Origin of the sequence: Enterococcus sp. AZ179 (genome assembly GCF_050498885.1) — a bacterium.
Lineage (GTDB): Bacteria > Bacillota > Bacilli > Lactobacillales > Enterococcaceae > Enterococcus_D > Enterococcus_D entomosocium.
The window spans coordinates 177381-193642 of record NZ_JBMHEO010000002.1; the positions used below are offsets into that span (position 1 = coordinate 177381).

The 16262-nt window shown below is 39.2% G+C and carries 16 protein-coding genes; 15 read left to right on the forward strand and 1 reads right to left on the reverse strand.

The annotated features are described in order from the left end of the window. The first annotated feature begins 262 nt into the window (after positions 1 to 262). Both IGI88_RS17550 and IGI88_RS17555 read left to right on the forward strand, forming a co-directional pair. The gene (locus IGI88_RS17550; protein ID WP_016613385.1) at positions 263 to 799 is read left to right on the forward strand and encodes a hypothetical protein; all 537 of its coding nucleotides are present in this window, start codon (positions 263 to 265) and stop codon (positions 797 to 799) included. Between the two features lie 259 nt (positions 800 to 1058). Beyond that, positions 1059 to 3548, forward strand: a complete 2490-nt coding sequence (locus tag IGI88_RS17555) for an ATP-dependent DNA helicase (RefSeq protein WP_301389371.1) — start codon at positions 1059 to 1061, stop codon at positions 3546 to 3548. Positions 3549 to 3638: 90 nt separating this feature from the next. On the opposite strand, the gene IGI88_RS17560 is transcribed toward IGI88_RS17555, so the two are convergent. Then, positions 3639 to 4130 carry a YajQ family cyclic di-GMP-binding protein gene (locus tag IGI88_RS17560; RefSeq protein WP_005230187.1) on the reverse strand — a complete coding sequence of 164 codons (492 nt, stop codon included), beginning with the start codon at positions 4128 to 4130 and terminating at the stop codon, positions 3639 to 3641. Positions 4131 to 4283: 153 nt separating this feature from the next. Here IGI88_RS17560 and IGI88_RS17565 point away from each other — a divergent pair, with 153 nt between their 5' ends. The 13 genes from IGI88_RS17565 to IGI88_RS17625 all read left to right on the forward strand — a co-directional run bounded on the left by IGI88_RS17565 (position 4284) and on the right by IGI88_RS17625 (position 16062). Further along, positions 4284 to 5219, forward strand: coding sequence for a YitT family protein (locus IGI88_RS17565; RefSeq protein ID WP_005236241.1), 936 nt, complete (start codon positions 4284 to 4286; stop codon positions 5217 to 5219). A 74-nt stretch (positions 5220 to 5293) separates the two neighbouring features. Continuing rightward, positions 5294 to 5623: a metal-sulfur cluster assembly factor gene (locus tag IGI88_RS17570; RefSeq protein WP_008381344.1), complete on the forward strand. Its 330-nt coding sequence runs from the start codon at positions 5294 to 5296 to the stop codon at positions 5621 to 5623. A gap of 755 nt (positions 5624 to 6378) precedes the next feature. Further along, positions 6379 to 6696 (forward strand): DUF2500 domain-containing protein, encoded by a 318-nt coding sequence (locus tag IGI88_RS17575; RefSeq protein WP_005236239.1) that lies wholly within the window; start codon positions 6379 to 6381, stop codon positions 6694 to 6696. Between the two features lie 538 nt (positions 6697 to 7234). Further along, entirely contained in the window at positions 7235 to 8308 is a 1074-nt protein-coding gene (locus tag IGI88_RS17580) for an alcohol dehydrogenase catalytic domain-containing protein (protein WP_429960859.1), read from the forward strand. A gap of 24 nt (positions 8309 to 8332) precedes the next feature. Then, entirely contained in the window at positions 8333 to 8635 is a 303-nt protein-coding gene (locus tag IGI88_RS17585) for a PTS sugar transporter subunit IIB (RefSeq protein WP_005236235.1), read from the forward strand. A gap of 2 nt (positions 8636 to 8637) precedes the next feature. Further along, positions 8638 to 9894, forward strand: a complete 1257-nt coding sequence (locus IGI88_RS17590) for a PTS transporter subunit IIC (protein WP_005236230.1) — start codon at positions 8638 to 8640, stop codon at positions 9892 to 9894. Between the two features lie 62 nt (positions 9895 to 9956). Continuing rightward, positions 9957 to 10397: a PTS sugar transporter subunit IIA gene (locus tag IGI88_RS17595; protein ID WP_008381342.1), complete on the forward strand. Its 441-nt coding sequence runs from the start codon at positions 9957 to 9959 to the stop codon at positions 10395 to 10397. 11 nt (positions 10398 to 10408) lie between these two features. Further along, a complete protein-coding gene (locus IGI88_RS17600; RefSeq protein ID WP_429960831.1) occupies positions 10409 to 12331 on the forward strand; it encodes a BglG family transcription antiterminator in 1923 nt (640 codons plus the stop codon). Further along, on the forward strand, positions 12297 to 12956 hold the full coding sequence (locus IGI88_RS17605; protein WP_008381340.1) for a class II aldolase/adducin family protein: 660 nt from the start codon (positions 12297 to 12299) through the stop codon (positions 12954 to 12956). Before IGI88_RS17600 ends, IGI88_RS17605 begins: the two co-directional genes overlap by 35 nt. Positions 12957 to 12973: 17 nt before the next feature. After that, positions 12974 to 14014 (forward strand): galactitol-1-phosphate 5-dehydrogenase, encoded by a 1041-nt coding sequence (locus IGI88_RS17610; protein WP_008381339.1) that lies wholly within the window; start codon positions 12974 to 12976, stop codon positions 14012 to 14014. Between the two features lie 206 nt (positions 14015 to 14220). Continuing rightward, the gene (locus tag IGI88_RS17615) at positions 14221 to 15159 is read left to right on the forward strand and encodes a dihydroorotate oxidase (RefSeq protein WP_008381338.1); all 939 of its coding nucleotides are present in this window, start codon (positions 14221 to 14223) and stop codon (positions 15157 to 15159) included. Positions 15160 to 15216: 57 nt separating this feature from the next. After that, on the forward strand, positions 15217 to 15738 hold the full coding sequence (locus IGI88_RS17620; RefSeq protein WP_429960830.1) for a GNAT family N-acetyltransferase: 522 nt from the start codon (positions 15217 to 15219) through the stop codon (positions 15736 to 15738). Between the two features lie 138 nt (positions 15739 to 15876). Beyond that, positions 15877 to 16062, forward strand: a complete 186-nt coding sequence (locus tag IGI88_RS17625; protein ID WP_429947568.1) for a hypothetical protein — start codon at positions 15877 to 15879, stop codon at positions 16060 to 16062. The last annotated feature ends 200 nt before the right edge of the window (positions 16063 to 16262 follow it).

The following is a 16262-nucleotide window of genomic DNA, read 5'->3' on the forward strand; positions in this document are numbered from 1 at the left end:
GGTGATAAGGATAACCAATAGTTTGATGAGAGAAAAGCTTAGAATTATTGTGGGAATTCGAAAATTTTTCTAAGAAACCGCATTAGCAAAAAACTGCTGTTATACTAATTAAAATAAGAAAGCGTTGATTCGTTTGAAACGGGTCTAGTTTTTGACAAAAGCATGAACATTCTTCGTGACCAACTTCGAGGAAAGTGTGTGATCTGTATCTTGCGTTAGTTTTGATTGGTATACCTCAACTTTTTGTAAGAAGGTGTTTTTTATGAAAAAATCCCTGCAATTTTTTTTCACTCTATGCTTCGCCGCGCTCGCTTTAGTGAGCTGTGGCCAAGAGGAGCTAACCATCAACGATTCGAAAGAAGTTTCTGAAACTGTTACTTCCGCCTCAAAAACGGTTGAAAATGGCGACCTTGATTTGATGCTGATCCAAGATGAGAGTGTCATCTTTCCGCAAAGCCAAGGGGTTTATGATTTTCATGAGAATGAGTTGACGATCGTTAAGCAGTATTTGCCGATGGCAGATTTAGAAGATAGTTCAGCCAGCTCTAGTGATGTTGCCTTGTATGAAGGACAAATCGAAAGTGATTTTCAGCGTCATTTTTCCCATTCAGAGGTACAGTTGTCCAACGACCCTTATCAAATTTATGAGATCACCTATCAAGATGCATCATACACGGTTGAAGGGAAGCATTTGACGATCAAAGCAGATGGACGGACCTTTGAGTTCACCTTAGATCTAGATAATCAACAAGCTTTTGACCAAAATGGTGTCAGTTATGATATTCAAGTCGATCAATAAATATCTTTCAAAAAATAGCCCTGCTTTACTTGCTTAGGTGAGTAGAGTAGGCTTTTTTGTAAATCCTTCGCCAAACCCATTTTCTGGAAGAAAAAATGAAGTCAATTATCTGATGAGTAGGTGTTTTGTTGCAAGTGGTTTTTTCATGGTGATAAAACCTGTTTGGATAGGATACTCTCCGCAGAGGATGAAAAGCTGTTTCTGTTCGCTTTTCCAAAAGTAATCTATCCGCTATAATGGCAAACGAGAAGGTGAACACGTGTATAAAGGAAAAGTTGCGGTTAGAAAAATCGTAGAATTTATTTTGCGCCGAGGCGATATTGATAGCCGCAAAGTCAGTAATCATACCGCGCAAGAAGGCGCCCGTATCCATCGCCAACTACAAAAAGAGGCTGGGGATGCGTATCAAAAAGAAGTCTTTTTCAAACGAGAAAGCCAAATTGAGAAAGATTCGATCACTGTCGAAGGACGTGCCGATGGTCTCTTTTTTGATGCAACTCTTAATTCTTGGGTGATCGATGAGATCAAAACTTCAGAACCAGCGTTCGAAGATATCCCTGAAGATCAAATCGATTTGTTTTTTGCCCAGGGAATGGTTTATGCTTATTTGTTTTTACTACAAGAAAATGAACAAGCAGCGCTTAGTGACAGTGAAAATCAAGAGAAACCAGAAGCGGAACCTACTGCTGAAGGTAATGATCCGAAGAGACCCATCGATCGAATCGCCGTACAATTGACTTATTATCAAACCACTGAAAAGCTGACCACCCGTACGAGAAGAACATTTCAGTTTTCAGAATTAGCTGTTTTTTATGAAGAATTACTTCAGGAATATCATAAATGGTTAGTTTTTCAAGAGAATTGGCGCCGTGTCCGCAATACGTCTTTGCAGCTGCTGTCTTTTCCCTTTGAAACCTTTCGCAAAGGGCAGCGAGAGTTAGCAGCAGCGGCGTATAAAACACTAAAAAATGGCAAGCGACTTTTTGCGGAAGCGCCAACTGGAACTGGAAAAACCATGTCAACGCTGTTTCCCGCATTAAAAGTGCTAGGGGAAGAAGGGGCTGATCGGGTCTTTTATCTGACGGCGAAGACGATCACCAGACAAGTGGCCGAAGATGCACTGAGCAAGTTAGCAGACAACGGTAGTGAAACCAAAAGTGTCACGATTACCGCCAAAGACAAAATCTGTTTTTTAGATGAACGAAACTGTACGCCAGAACACTGTGCGTATGCGCAAGGCTATTACAATCGAATCAACGAAGCATTATGGGATCTGTTGCATCACGAGAACCAAATAACCCGAGAAGTGATCGAGACCTACGGAAAGAAACATACGGTCTGTCCCTTCGAGCTTTCACTGGATGTCAGTGTCTTTTGCGATGTCATTATTGGTGATTATAATTATTTGTTTGATCCCACCGTTTATTTGCGAAGATTTTTTGAGGAGCCGGATGAAGAATATTTCTTTCTAGTGGATGAGGCCCATAACTTAGTCAACCGTTCCAAAGAAATGTATTCGGCAACCATTACCCGGCAGCCATTTAAGGAATTAAAGAAGAAACTATCCAATGACCAGCAAAAATTAAAACGCGCCCTAAACAAAGTTGACAAAGAATTTGCGGCTATTGCTCAAATAGCAAAAGAGGAAGAGTGGGAATACCACCATCAAGCAGCTCCCCATGAAACGATGGTCAATCAGCTCTACAAAGTAGCTGAATTGATGAAGGAATGGTTGCCGGCAAATCCTGAGCATGAATTGCAAGAAGAAGTGCTGCAAGTGTATTTTGAAGCTAATCATTATTTGAAGATCAGTGAATTTTATGATGATCACTACGAAACGACGGTGGAGATCGACCGCTATGATATCAAACTACGGCAATTTTGCATCGAACCAGCGCCGTTTTTGGAATCTGTGTTAGATAAGGGCAAGGCCAGCCTGTTGTTTTCTGCGAGCTTTACTCCTTTGTCCTATTATCAAGAGGTGTTAGGAGGCGGCAATGAAGCTTTGCGCTATCGCCTGCCAAGTCCTTTTGATCCGAAAAATCAGGGGATTTTTATTGCAGACTATATCCAAACAACGTATCGCCAACGTGAAGCCAGCATTCCTGCAATCGTTGATGCAATCCAGCAAATGACTGCAGCGAAAGCGGGAAACTATATGGTCTTTTTCCCTTCTTATCGTTACTTGGATGATGTGGCGGCAGCATTTTCCCAACAGGCGCCAGAGGTGGAGGTCTTGATTCAGGGGACAGCCATGAACGAAGTAGAGCGCGAGGCGTTTCTTGCACAGTTTCAATCTCTTGAGCGGCAACGATCATCCTTGCTAGAAACAAGTCAAGACGGACAAGAGAGCCAGCCAAAAACATTAGTGGCATTTTGTGTCCTTGGAGGAATTTTTTCTGAAGGGATCGACCTAAAAGGCGATCGCTTGATCGGTGCAGCAGTGGTAGGAGTCGGACTGCCGCAAATCAATCACGAGCAAGAATTGATTCGGGAATATTACGATGAGAAAAAGGCAGCTGGCTTTGCGTATGCCTATCAGCTGCCCGGGATGAATAAAGTCCTGCAAGCAGCCGGTCGAGTGATCCGGGATGTCAGCGATCGCGGCGTGGTGTTATTGCTGGATCAACGTTTTCGGACACCGCGTTACCAAGAACTTTTCCCACTGCATTGGCAGCATGCCTTAAACATTCGTCGGCCGCAAGAGTTATCAAGGGCATTGACTCATTTTTGGCAAGAAAAAAACTAGAAGCAGAGCTTTCAGGAGAGGTTGTGCAAAATCAGCGGGTAAAGCCGATTTTGCCTAACCATCACGTTAGACTCTGTTCTAGTTTTTTTATTAGCGGTAATTCGTAAACTGTAAATCGATCGTCAAGGGCAGTTTTCGCAACAATTGGATCACTTCTTGCAGATCGTCACGACTTTTGCCGGTTACCCGAATTTGATTGTCTTGAATTTGAGTTTTAACTTTTAGCTTGGCGTTTTTGATCGCTGTCGTTATTTTTTTTGCGTTTTCTTTATCGATGCCATTGATCAATTCTGCTGTTTGACGAGCTTTTGCTCCCAAGGCATGCTCCGTTTCGCCAAATTGTATATTTTTCGTTGGTACATTCCGTTTGATCAGCTTCGCAAAGAGCACATCTTTGATTTGCTCCAACTTAAATTCGTCATCTCCAACGATCGTCAGTTTGCCCTCAGTCATCTTGATTTCTACCGTGGAGCCTTTAAAATCAAATCGGTTTTTCAATTCTTTTTCCGCCTGTTGAATGGCGTTTTTCACTTCTTCCGTGTTGATCTCAGATACGACATCAAAACTTGCTTCTTTTGCCAAAATCAATCACTCCTCTCATCTCTTACCTATGATTTTAACATGGAGGCGAACGATGCGGGAATCAAAAGTAAATTTTTGCAAATAATTGTTTCATTTTTTCACACAAACTGCTATTCTTTGGAAGGAGATTTTTAGTGAAGGAGCTAGATCATTGTGAGTAAGTTATTAACGAAGCACGAACAATCAGAACGATTGAAAAAAATAGGGGTTATTTTGCTGTCAGGTATCACCGCAGCCATTGCTTTAAATTTCTTTTTGATTCCCGCAAACGTTCTTTCTGCTGGGATGAACGGGGTCGCCCAATTGATCGTGGCACTTGCCTTGGAACATTTTGGCGTTCACCTTAGTACAGGGCTGTTTATTTTCCTCTTAAACTTGCCTATCTTTGTTCTCGGGTTCATCAAACTCGGGAAATCATCGACACTATTGAGCTTTATCAATGTCGTTGTCGTTTCTGTCTTAACGATAATCCTTCCACAAGGAGCAATCACTGACAATATTTTGGTTAACGCTTTGCTCGGTGGCGTACTGTTAGGCGTCGGCGTTGCGTTTTCACTGAAAATGGGTTTTACCACCGGCGGAATGGATATCCTTTCGTTGATATTATCAAAAACGACTGGAAAAACGGTCGGTAAATATATGTTTATTTTAAACGGCATCATTGTCATGGTCTCAGGTTTCGTCTTTTCTTGGGAAAGTGCCTTGTACACGATCATTTCGATTTTCGCAATGAGCTACGTGGTGGACATGCTGCACACAAGTCATCAAAAGGTAACGGCGATGATTATTACGACCAATGCGGAAGCTGTTGGGAAAAATATTTCTAAGCATGTGTTTCGCGGCATGACTTTGTTCCCCTCAGTCGGAGGCTATTCAGGCGTACCGGGCAATATGATCATGATGGTCGTGACCCGCTACGAGATCTACGATTTAGAACAAGCCGTTTTAGAAGCAGACGGCAATGCGTTTATTAACTTTGTGCCGACCCAATCGATCACAGGTCGTTTTGCGACAGATGATGAACAACGGACCTTTAAAACGACGGGGGTCTTCCCAGAACTGAAAATACACAAGAAAAGCCGTCCATAATCAAGGATCGTCCATTTACAAATCTTGCAAAAGAAGGTATTATTTGAAACAAGAATTAAAGGAGGTCTTCAACCGTGGCATATACTGAAGTAGAAGCAGAAGCAATCAAAGAGCGTGTCTTGGCTGCCTTGGAAACCGTGATTGACCCTGAGTTGGGGATTGATATAGTGAATCTAGGCTTAGTTTATGAAGTCGAATTTGATGCAGAAACAGGCAATACCATAATCAAAATGACCTTAACAACAATGGGCTGTCCCTTAGCCGACGTATTGACTGAATCGATACACGAAGCACTAAGCGATATTCCAGAAGTCAAAAATCCAGAGGTAAAATTAGTCTGGTATCCCGCATGGACGACTGATAAAATGAGTCGTTATGCACGGATTGCTTTGGGGATTCGTTAAGGATTTTCAATCATACAATTGTGTTTCATATTTGTTAACTAGTTGGAACAAGCTGTTTTCTTAGGTGGTGGACAGTTGGCAAAATGAGAAAATAAACACAGAACTCTTTTATTAACTTTGAAAATAGTTGGTAGAAGAGTTTTTTTTAGAATACTTTATTAAATAAACAGTTACTTGGTGAAAAAGTTAAGCTTTTTTACTAAAAGCATTAAGGAATACAAGATATTTTAGAACCTGAAAGCTCAGCTTATTTTCCATTCATGTGACAACTGAAAGTGAGTTAGTATTTAACTTTACCGAAATAGTAATACTTTCAATAAACCTTCAATCATTTTGACAAAAAGAGAGCATAGATTAAATTCTTATTCATCCACATTGATAACCTTATGGTGCATCCGAGAAAACATGTCTAAATAAAAGTAACTGAATTTAGTCAGAGACTTTGGGATACGATGGTTTTTCCTAAAGGAGTCAATGTAGAAAGAAAAAGGATGATTCTAGAAATGCTTTTTCAAAGGTCACGTGATATCATCCTTTCAAATGACTCTTGGCTAACAAATATACAAATGTATTGTATGCAACAATCCATACATGAAAACGATAGCCCAGTTACAGTTTCGGTCAATCATTTAGCAAGTAACATATTTTATTAGAGTTTCGAGATTAATTAATTTAATTAATGTATAATTATAGTTAAGTTGTAAAAATGATTTGCTTGATTCCCTTGATCATAAAAACAAAAAGGAGTGTGTTTTGTGGATTTTCTGTTTACTTTATTTGCTTTTATTTTCGTCGCAGTTATCTTATATCATATTGTCGAATTCTTAAAGGATCAATCTACGCCAGAAGTGTCAATACTTGCCACGCTAGTTGACAAACGAATGACAAGTAGCACGAATATTGCTGCAAACGGCTTTACGAATCAATCCATTACCTATTATCTTTTATTTGAAATCGCAAGTGGCGAAAGATTAGAATTTAAAGTAGGGTATGGAAAATACAAATTATACGTCATCGGAGATACTGGGGTATTGAGGTATCAAAGAAAAAGGTTTAATTCACTTGATAGGTAAAAATTTGTATGTATATAGTATGTGTTTATTCGTTTTCAATTTCAAAAAAAGTTGAACAGTCAATTAAAAAACTCCTATTCAAGTGTCTTATCATTTGAAATGATTTGAATTGTACGCTTTCAATGGAAAACGCAAGTATCATCGAGTAACACTTGAGAATTTCTCCTTACTGAGGTCGCATAATTGAAACCAAGACCGAGGAAAGTTTCCTACGAGGAACGGCTCAATTTAGTTCACTCATCCGTTCGAATGGAAGAAGTGATGAGCTACCTATAGTTTTAAATACTCATAAATAGAATAGTTTGCTTCACCAAAACCTCTTGGCTCATTGCTAAGAGGTTTTTTTGTTTTTACGTGGCTTCAAAATAATTCCAAGAAGGAAAAATCGTTCTTGGTTTTTCACAAACATTTTCTCATTCAAGTAACAAATATAGAACTTGAAATGCAAAAAGTGTTACTTGTGAGGTACATCCGACGCACCTTACAATGAACATGTAAAATAAGAAAGAATGAATGGAGTTGAACGTTTGTGAAAAAAATGAAGGCTGCGTTGATGTATGGACCAGGAGATATTCGCTATGAACAAGTAGAGCGACCCTGCTGTCCAGAGGGAGGTTTTCTATTGAAGGTTAAGGCAGTTGGTCTGTGCGGCTCTGATATTCGCAATTTGCTGACCGATTCAAAAGCGGGGCGCTACCCTCATATTTATGGACACGAAATCGTTGGTGAGATCGTCGAAATTGATGAAAATGTGACGAAGTATCAAAGAGGGCAGATGGTTTATGTATACCCTATGGCTCATTGCCTATGTTGCGAAAATTGTCGTAATGGGAAGCACGAATGTTGTACGGAAGCTGAAAGTTACACCGATCTTCAAGGCGGTTTTGCAGAGTATATAGCATATAGTGCAACAAGAGTAGAACGAGGAGCGATTTTTGAAGTGCCAGAAGGACGAGAGCCTATCGCGGCAACATTAGCTGAACCCTTATCCTCCACTTATGCATGCATGGAGAATATTCAGGTTTCGTTAGGCGATTCGGTCGTCATTATTGGTGCAGGTCCAATTGGGGTCTTTTTAGCGATTCTAGCAAGGATTCGCGGAGCAAGCAAGGTAATCGTGATTGATAAAAATGCTGACAGACTAGCTCTTATGGAAGCGTTTAATGTAGATCATAGGATCGATTCTTCCAAAGAAGATCCTGTAGAAAAGGTGAAAGAGTATACGAATGGACATGGCGCACATAAAGTGATTTCAGCTAATCCATCAATAGAAGCACAGCAACAAAGTATTTTTATGGCTAAAAAATGTGGAATTGTCGTCTTTTTTGGTGGTGTAGCAAAGAATCAATTAACGCCTATAGATACGAATGCAGTTCATTATAACAATCTCTGGATTTATGGTCATTATGGTGCAAATAGTATTCAAGTCGAAAAATCTTTCCATTTATCCTTATCTGATCAGTTTCCTGCTGAAAAAATTATTTCTCATGTTTTGCCTTTAGCTGACATCAATCAGGCCATCGAATTGACGAGAGAAGGGAAGGCGTTAAAAGTCGTTTTACTACCAGAAGAAGAGTATAAAATTCATTCTTTATTGAAATCTCAAAAATAGAGTAAGGAAAGGAGGAGAAAGAAAATGAATAAAAAAATTGAGATCTATATTGCTTGTGGTAGTGGGATCGCCACGTCCACGGTTGTTCAAGAGAAAGTCAAACAAATCTTAGCTCAGAGCAACATTCAGGCTTCCATCACCAAAGGGAATATTAATCAAATTCCCTCAAAAGCAGAAACAGTAGATTTAATCTTGGTGACTACTCGATATGTCAAGCCAGTAAAAGTACCGATTCTTCCTGTTTTCAGTTTGATATCGGGAATCAACGAAGAGCAGACCGCGCAGAAAATCGTTGAAGAGTGCCATCGAATTATTAAAGGGGGATAAAAATGGAAGCTGTATTATCAGTTATTCAAAACATCATGGATATGGGGGCATCGGTTATGCTACCCGTTGTCATTTTTATTTTAAGCTGTGTCTTTAGGATGAAAATTGGCAAAGCACTTAAAACTGGGCTTTTAGTCGGCATCGGCTTTCAAGGGTTGGGGCTTGTTGTAGGACTCCTGGGTACTTCCTTGCAACCAGCCATCGATTATTATCAGGAAATGGGATCAGGATATACCACGATGGATGTTGGCTGGGCTGCTGTGGGAGCGGCGTCGTGGTCAGTACCTTTTGCAGCGATTGCTATTTTGATGATCGTAGGATTAAATGTATTGTTTATTCTTTTGAAATGGACAACGGTTATGAATGTCGACATTTGGAACTATATTCATTTTTTGATTCCTGGAGCATTAGCGTATGCCTTGTTTGATAGTTTTTGGCTAGGTTTGACTGTTACGGTTGGCTTATCAATTGTCACTTTATTCGTGGCTCAGTGGTTTGCTCCTAGATGGGAGGCGTATTACGGACTGGAAGGCACGACTTGTACGACATTTTCATTTATTACTTTCGCTTATCCTTTTGGACTATTAGTAAATAAACTGATTGATTTGATTCCTGGTCTTAACAAAATCGATATCAGTTTGGAAAAAGTCGAAAGTAAAATTGGTTTTTTTGGAGATCCAGCAGTTATCGGTTTGTTGGTTGGAACTTTTCTAGGCGTATTGACACGCCAAGAATTTACGGTAGCGATTTCTATGGGGGTTGGAGTTTCAGCGGTGCTAGTACTGATACCCAAAATGGTCTCTGTTATGATGGAAGGCTTGACTGCGATCGGGGAAGCTGCCAAAGAATTTATGAAGAAACATATTGGCGAAGGGAAAAAATTATATATCGGCATGGACATTGCTCTTGGTCTTGGAGATCCGACAGCGATCACAACGACAGTGATTCTGATTCCGATAGCAATATTCTTAGCATTTATTATCCCTGGTATGCATTATTTTCCAGTTGGTGTTTTAACAGTAATCGTATATATGATTCCACTACTAGCATTAGCATCAAATGGCAATCTTTTTCGAACGCTTGTCACTGGCTTTTTCTTCTTAGTTATCGTTCTAATTGGAACAAACACCTTTGCACCTGAAGCAACCGAAATGATGAATGCGACCGGTGTACCTGTGGAAGGGGTTGTGACAGATAGTTTCTGGGGCTACAATTTAGCAAATATTATAATCAGCTTATTTCATCGAATCGTTGGGTAATTGACCAAATGAATAAACGAATTGTTGACAAAATAAATGGCTTAGTGGGAGAGAAATAGTGTATGAAATTTAAAGCAATCGAATTGAATGAGCGCTCCAATATAGAAGTGATTAAACAATGCGGACTTGAACTGCTAAACGAAGGGCTCGTCGGGAATAGTTTTATCGAGTCTTGTATCGAACGCGAACATCATTTTCCTACTGGTCTGCCAGTTGACCCGCCAGTTGCGATTCCGCATACCTTCGATCTCTCTGTGAAAGAATCTTCTGTCTGTTACGCAAGACTAAAAAAGCCTGTGACTTTTAAACAGATGGATACGCAAGTAGATGACTTAGCAGTCGAACATGTATTTTGCATGGCACTAAAAGATGAGCATACCTATATTGAATTTCTTCAAAAATTGATTTTAAGCATCCAATCTCGAAATTTTATTGTTCAATTAAGCAAGTGTGAACCTGAAAAACTTGTTGATTTTCTAAGAGAGAATTTGTCTATTCATTAAGGAGGAGTGCTGTGAGGAAAATTACTGCTGAAATCATCTATCTCCTACTATATAACAAAATAACGAAAATTAGATTGGAGCAACTTTATAAAAACTTGAATCTCTCGCCAAAGAAGTTCACGAGTGAAATCAAAGTCTTGAACTCGTTTCTAAATACTCACGATATGCCGCAAGTGAAAATTGAAAGCGGATACTTACAGGTTCCTGATGAACTAGATTTGTCAGAAGCTTATCAGCTTGTTTTAGAATTGTCCCCTTACGACTATTCCTTGAATCCTGATGAAAGACGCACATTACTTCTGATCAATTTATTGATAACAGAAGATGTTCTTACGATGGATCATTTTGCTGATTTGTTTTACGTCAGTCGATTAACAATCATCCGCGATATCAATACGTTGAAAAAACAAGAAGTGATCATGAGTAAATATATCGAAACGCTTAGGGGCGAAGCGGTTATCCTTAAGATGAATCAATCGGAGAAAAGAGAGTATTTGTTTACATTGTTTTTAGAAAATATAGACGCAAAAGGATACATCAATTATGTCGGGATGCAAATCCTTCGGGCATTTGACGGGTCAATGGAGTATTTAGACTTTCTGGGATTCATTTTTAACGAGTTAAAGTATGCAGAAAAGTATCAGCAGTTTGATCTTTTCGTCTATATTTTTATCGTTATCAATATGCCCCGCAAAGAACAAGGTGAATCTCCCAAATTTGTCGTTATGTCGGAAAACCTGAGCATACTCATCGATCAAATTGAAAAAAGATTTGATCGAACGATCTCTTTCGAAGACAAACAGGCAATAGCAGAATTTTGTCATTTGAAAAAGCGAAAAAATGTGAAGGATGCTGAATTGTATAATTTGGTCATCTATTTTCTGAATAAAATTGATGAAGATTTAGGGACGACTCTAAAGTACGAATTTGACTTAATTTCTGATCTATACAATCACTTACAAATTATTGAAGAAGAGAACATTATTTTGGATATTGAAAATATCGGTCTTTTGCGGCATCAGTTTATGGATATTATCGTAGCTGTAAGGGCTAATAGTGGTGTCATTGAAAACTACCTGTCCCGATCCTTCAATGAATCATTTATTACTACGATCGCTATTCATATCGCAACTGCCTTAACCCGACAAGAATATAAGATGAGCAAAATCGATATCTGGATCGTGTGTGAAAATTTATCGATAGCGAAAATGATTGCTATGAAAATTAGTCGATACAAGCAGTTCAAAATTATGAATGTGCTAACACTTGCTACTTATCGTAAGATGTGCTTCCGTCAAAAAGCCAATCGTTTAATCTTAACTGCTGATCCTTTGCCTTTTTTGGAAGAGGATGTTTTAAGGATAACACCTTTTGTGACTCAAGAAGATATCCAAAATATAGTAAAGACGGTTGACCGTTTGTTTACGATTAATGAAGAAGAGACTGAAGAAAAATTTGATCAATTTGTCCAACAACCACAAAGAAAATTGCATGATTACTTGTTAAATTCGCATGTTATCAGAATCGACCAAAAATGTTCTTGGGAGCATTCTTTACGCTTAGCAGGGAAAGTGTTGACACAAAACGAGTGTATTGAGCAGAGCTATGTAGAAGAAGTCGTTGAAAATGTGAAACAAAATGGACCTTATATCGTAATAAGTGAAGGTGTTGCTTTAGCTCATGCGAACAATCGGGGAAATGTCCACCGTAGCACGATTAGCCTCTTGACGAATAAACAAAAAATCTCTTACGGATCTGAGGATTATTTTCAAGTGACTTATGTTTTCTTCGTCGCTCTTGTAAGAAGTGAAGAATATTTAGAAATTGTTGAAGATATTATGTTTCTTGGGAAATATGGATTAATTGAAAAATATTTACGTTTTAGACAGGAGGAAGCCGATGGATTATTTAGAAGAAAGGAAATTCATATGTAAGATTGCCAAATCTTTATTTGACAGGAAGCTAACGGATGCTGCTGGTGGCAATATCTCTATAAAAGTTTCAGAAGATCATTTCTTGATGACACCTACTTTGGCATCTGTTCAGTATCTTTGGGAATTAGAGGCAGCGCAAATTCTTTTGGTAGATAAGAAACTATCCCTCATCGAAGGTACTGGTCGCTTGACCAGGGAAATCAATATGCATATGAGTTTTTATCACTCAGATCCACGGATCAAAGCAGTGATTCATGCTCATCCATTAAATTTGATGGTTTACAGTTGTATAGGGACTGATATGCCCATCGTCTGTGAAAACCTTCGTCTCGGACCGGATGCGATCCGTTGTTTGGATTATGCACCTGCAACAACTGAAAAGTTAGCACACTTGGTTGGTGATTACTCTCAAAACATGGTGACAAATGAAGAAAAACTACCTTATGGAATGTTATTGCGAGAACATGGGGTAATTGTTGGAGCCACTAATTTGGCTTTTGCAAATGATTATCTGGAAAGACTAGAAACAAATGCTTATGTGCATTTACATTCGCAAGCGCTTCTCCAGCAGGGCTATGAATATTATACTGACAAAACAAACGTTACCTATGAATCCCATGAATGAAGATTGGAGGAGAGTGGATGAGGGCTGGTTTCTTAATTGGACTGAATGAATTTGAGATTCGAGAAATGGATGTTCCACAATGCCATCAGAATGAAGTGATTGTAAAAGTAGAAGCTTCAGGAATCTGTGGGTCAGATATCCACAAAATGAGTAAAGGCTGGAAATACAAGTTACCCATGATCATGGGGCACGAGATGGCTGGGACTATTGTAAAAGTTGGTCGTTCTGTTCATCATTTAAAAAAAGACGATCGGGTCGCTGTTGTCCCGTTTATTCCTTGTCGTAACTGTGCATACTGTGCTATCGGGAAGTATCAATTATGTACGGACTATATCATGATGGGATCGCAACGGTTTGGGGGATTTGCAGAGTACGTCTCCGTGCCAGCGAGCAATATCGTGAAAATAGGGACTAAGTTGTCTTTTGAAGAAGCGGCCATGATTGAGCCTCTTGCTGTCTCAGCGCATGGTGTTTATGGAATCGAACCTAAAGTGGGCGATGTCGTTGCAGTTTTTGGGTTAGGAACGATTGGATTGCTGACGATCCAATGGTTAAAAATTGCGGGTGTGAAAACGATCATTGGCATTGATATTCAATCAGAGAAACTGGAACAAGCAATAGATTTAGGTGTCACCGATACGATTAATCCTAGTCTTCAAGATCTTGAAACAGAGATCTCCCGAATAACGGATGGTTTAGGCGTGGATATTGCAATGGAATGTGCAGGTACTAAAATAACCGAAGAGCAATGTCTCTTAGTGACAAAAAAAGGCGGGAAAATTGGATTTCAAGGGATCGCTTATTCTGATGTTTTGATTAGACAACGGGCATTTGAAAAAATCTTTCGCAGTGAATTAACCATTAAGGGTTTTTGGAATAGTTATTCTGCGCCTTTCCCAGGTAAAGAATGGTTTGATTCAATCACCTTTTTAGAAAGCGGACGCTTGAGTGTCAGTCATATGATTTCCCATCGCTTTCCATTAGAGGATCTTCAAAGAGCATTTGATTTAGCGGTAAATAGAAGTGAAAGCTTTAATAAAATAATGATCATGCTCTAAAAAAACATTTGAGTACAATATAAACCGATTGTTTTCAAAACCATATTTATTCAGTAAGTTTTAACAAGCTGTATGGATATGGTTTTTTTGATTTGCTACTCTGATTACAGAGGTTGCTCCTTCTAAAACCTGTCCCACTCAAAGACAACGTTGCATTTTCAGAAATGAAACGGTAAACTAGTTGAAAAGATTGGAGGAATGAATCAATGTTAGCTACGAATTTTGGGAAATATACATACAAAAATCCGTTTATGAACGCCTCAGGAGTCCATTGTATGACGATCGAGGAATTAGATGAATTAGCGGCATCAGCAGCTGGGGCATTTGTCACGAAGAGTGCAACGCTAGAAGCACGTGCGGGAAATCCAGAACCACGTTATACCGATTTACCGTTAGGAAGCATCAATTCGATGGGATTACCAAATCTAGGGGTGGACTACTACTTAGACTATGCTATCAAAAAACAGCAGGAAATGACCCAGCAAGCGCCCTTCTTTTTCTCTGTCGCTGGTATGAGCGTGGCTGAAAACATTGAGTTATTGAAGAAAATCCAAGAAAGTGATTTTGACGGAATCACAGAGTTAAATCTTTCTTGTCCAAACGTGCCAGGAAAACCCCAAGTTGCCTATGATTTTCCTTTGACCGATCAAATTCTGGAAACAGTCTTTGGTTTTTTCACAAAACCTTTAGGTGTCAAATTGCCGCCATACTTTGATTTGGCTCACTTTGATGAGATGGCTAAGATATTGAACAAGTATCCGTTAACTTATATCAATTCAATCAATAGTATTGGGAATGCTTTATTTATCGATCCTGCTACTGACTCAGTAGTTATCAAACCAAAAGATGGGTTTGGCGGTTTGGGAGGCGAATATGTGAAACCAACGGCATTAGCCAATGTGCGGGCTTTCTATACACGTCTCAAGCCAGAAATCAAAATTATCGGTACTGGTGGGATTCGTAATGGTCAAGATGCGTACGAACATTTGTTATGTGGCGCTTCTATGTTGCAGATCGGCACAGAGCTGCAAAAAGAAGGACCGGTGATCTTTGAACGATTGACGAAAGAATTAGCAGCGATCATGAAAGAAAAAGGGTATCAATCAATCAGTGAGTTCCAGGGGAAATTAAAAACGATTGATTAAGAACGACTTTGAATGCTTTACTATCCGCTTCTTTTTATAGAAGAAAGGTGGTTTTTAATGGAGAAGTTTCGTAAAACAACGGAGGATGATCTGGTTGAGTTGATGGCGCTTTTTGAAGAAGGCATTGCTTTTTTAAAAGCTCAAGGATCCCCACAATGGCAAAATGGCTATGGCCCAAAAGAAACTCAAATCAAAGAAGATATTGCAAAAGGTGAAAGCTATGTGTTAGTGAAAGATGGGAAAATCGCAGCGTCTGCGGCACTGGTTTCTGGTGAAGATCCTGTCTACAACGCAATTACCGGCGCAGGGTGGGATGGAAACGGTCCATATCTATCCATTCATCGCGTCGTTGTCAGTTCTCATTTTAAAGGGCAAAAGTTAAGCGCCAAATTGCTGCAAGCTCTTGAAGTGGTTGCATTAGAGCAAGGAATCGTTGATTTACGTATCGATACGTATAAAGCTAATATTGGTATGCAAAAGAATATTCAAGCAGCTGGCTATCAATACAAAGGAGTGGTAACATTCCCTTTTCCGAACGGAGAGCGATTGGCTTTTCAAAAACGTTTGACCGCAAGCTAAGCATTCTATTCCATTAGTGTCACTTGGCTGAATTAATGGAATAGTTGTGTCAAAGTGAATTTTTGGTATGAAAATGCGGATAATGGTTGTCAGAATCCTTTCGGCTTGCTAAGATAAGCACGTAAAGGACGGTGCCAAATGAAGAAAAGAATCAAAAAGAAAAAAGCTTATAAAAAATATATCCATGATATTTTTGCGGGTTATGAAGAAATGCTTGAGAATCCAGCGATCAATGAGAAGAAGTTTTCTTATCTGAAAGAAGAAACAACCTTAAAACGAGACGATCAAAATCAGGTCCGTTTTCGTACGATCGATATTGATTAAACTACCTATTTTGGGTAGTTTTTTTGTTTATCTCGACTTAGTTGAAAATATTTCAGAAAAAAGCTTGCTCTTTCATTCTTAGAATGATAAAGTATTCAACGTTGGCAATTGAGCCAGCGGGTCAAAAGAGCGTTTGAAAAAACTTCAAAAAAGACTTGACCAAAAATGAAACAGATGATATTATAACGAAGTCGCAATAA

Coding starts and splice junctions, on each gene's coding strand:
- IGI88_RS17625 (WP_429947568.1), top strand. CDS start 15,877: ATGAAGAAAAGAATCAAAAAGAAAAAAGCTTATAAAAAATATATCCAT.
- IGI88_RS17605 (WP_008381340.1), top strand. CDS start 12,297: ATGGATTATTTAGAAGAAAGGAAATTCATATGTAAGATTGCCAAATCT.
- IGI88_RS17615 (WP_008381338.1), top strand. CDS start 14,221: ATGTTAGCTACGAATTTTGGGAAATATACATACAAAAATCCGTTTATG.
- IGI88_RS17620 (WP_429960830.1), top strand. CDS start 15,217: ATGGAGAAGTTTCGTAAAACAACGGAGGATGATCTGGTTGAGTTGATG.
- IGI88_RS17580 (WP_429960859.1), top strand. CDS start 7,235: ATGAAGGCTGCGTTGATGTATGGACCAGGAGATATTCGCTATGAACAA.
- IGI88_RS17550 (WP_016613385.1), top strand. CDS start 263: ATGAAAAAATCCCTGCAATTTTTTTTCACTCTATGCTTCGCCGCGCTC.
- IGI88_RS17590 (WP_005236230.1), top strand. CDS start 8,638: ATGGAAGCTGTATTATCAGTTATTCAAAACATCATGGATATGGGGGCA.
- IGI88_RS17595 (WP_008381342.1), top strand. CDS start 9,957: ATGAAATTTAAAGCAATCGAATTGAATGAGCGCTCCAATATAGAAGTG.
- IGI88_RS17585 (WP_005236235.1), top strand. CDS start 8,333: ATGAATAAAAAAATTGAGATCTATATTGCTTGTGGTAGTGGGATCGCC.
- IGI88_RS17610 (WP_008381339.1), top strand. CDS start 12,974: ATGAGGGCTGGTTTCTTAATTGGACTGAATGAATTTGAGATTCGAGAA.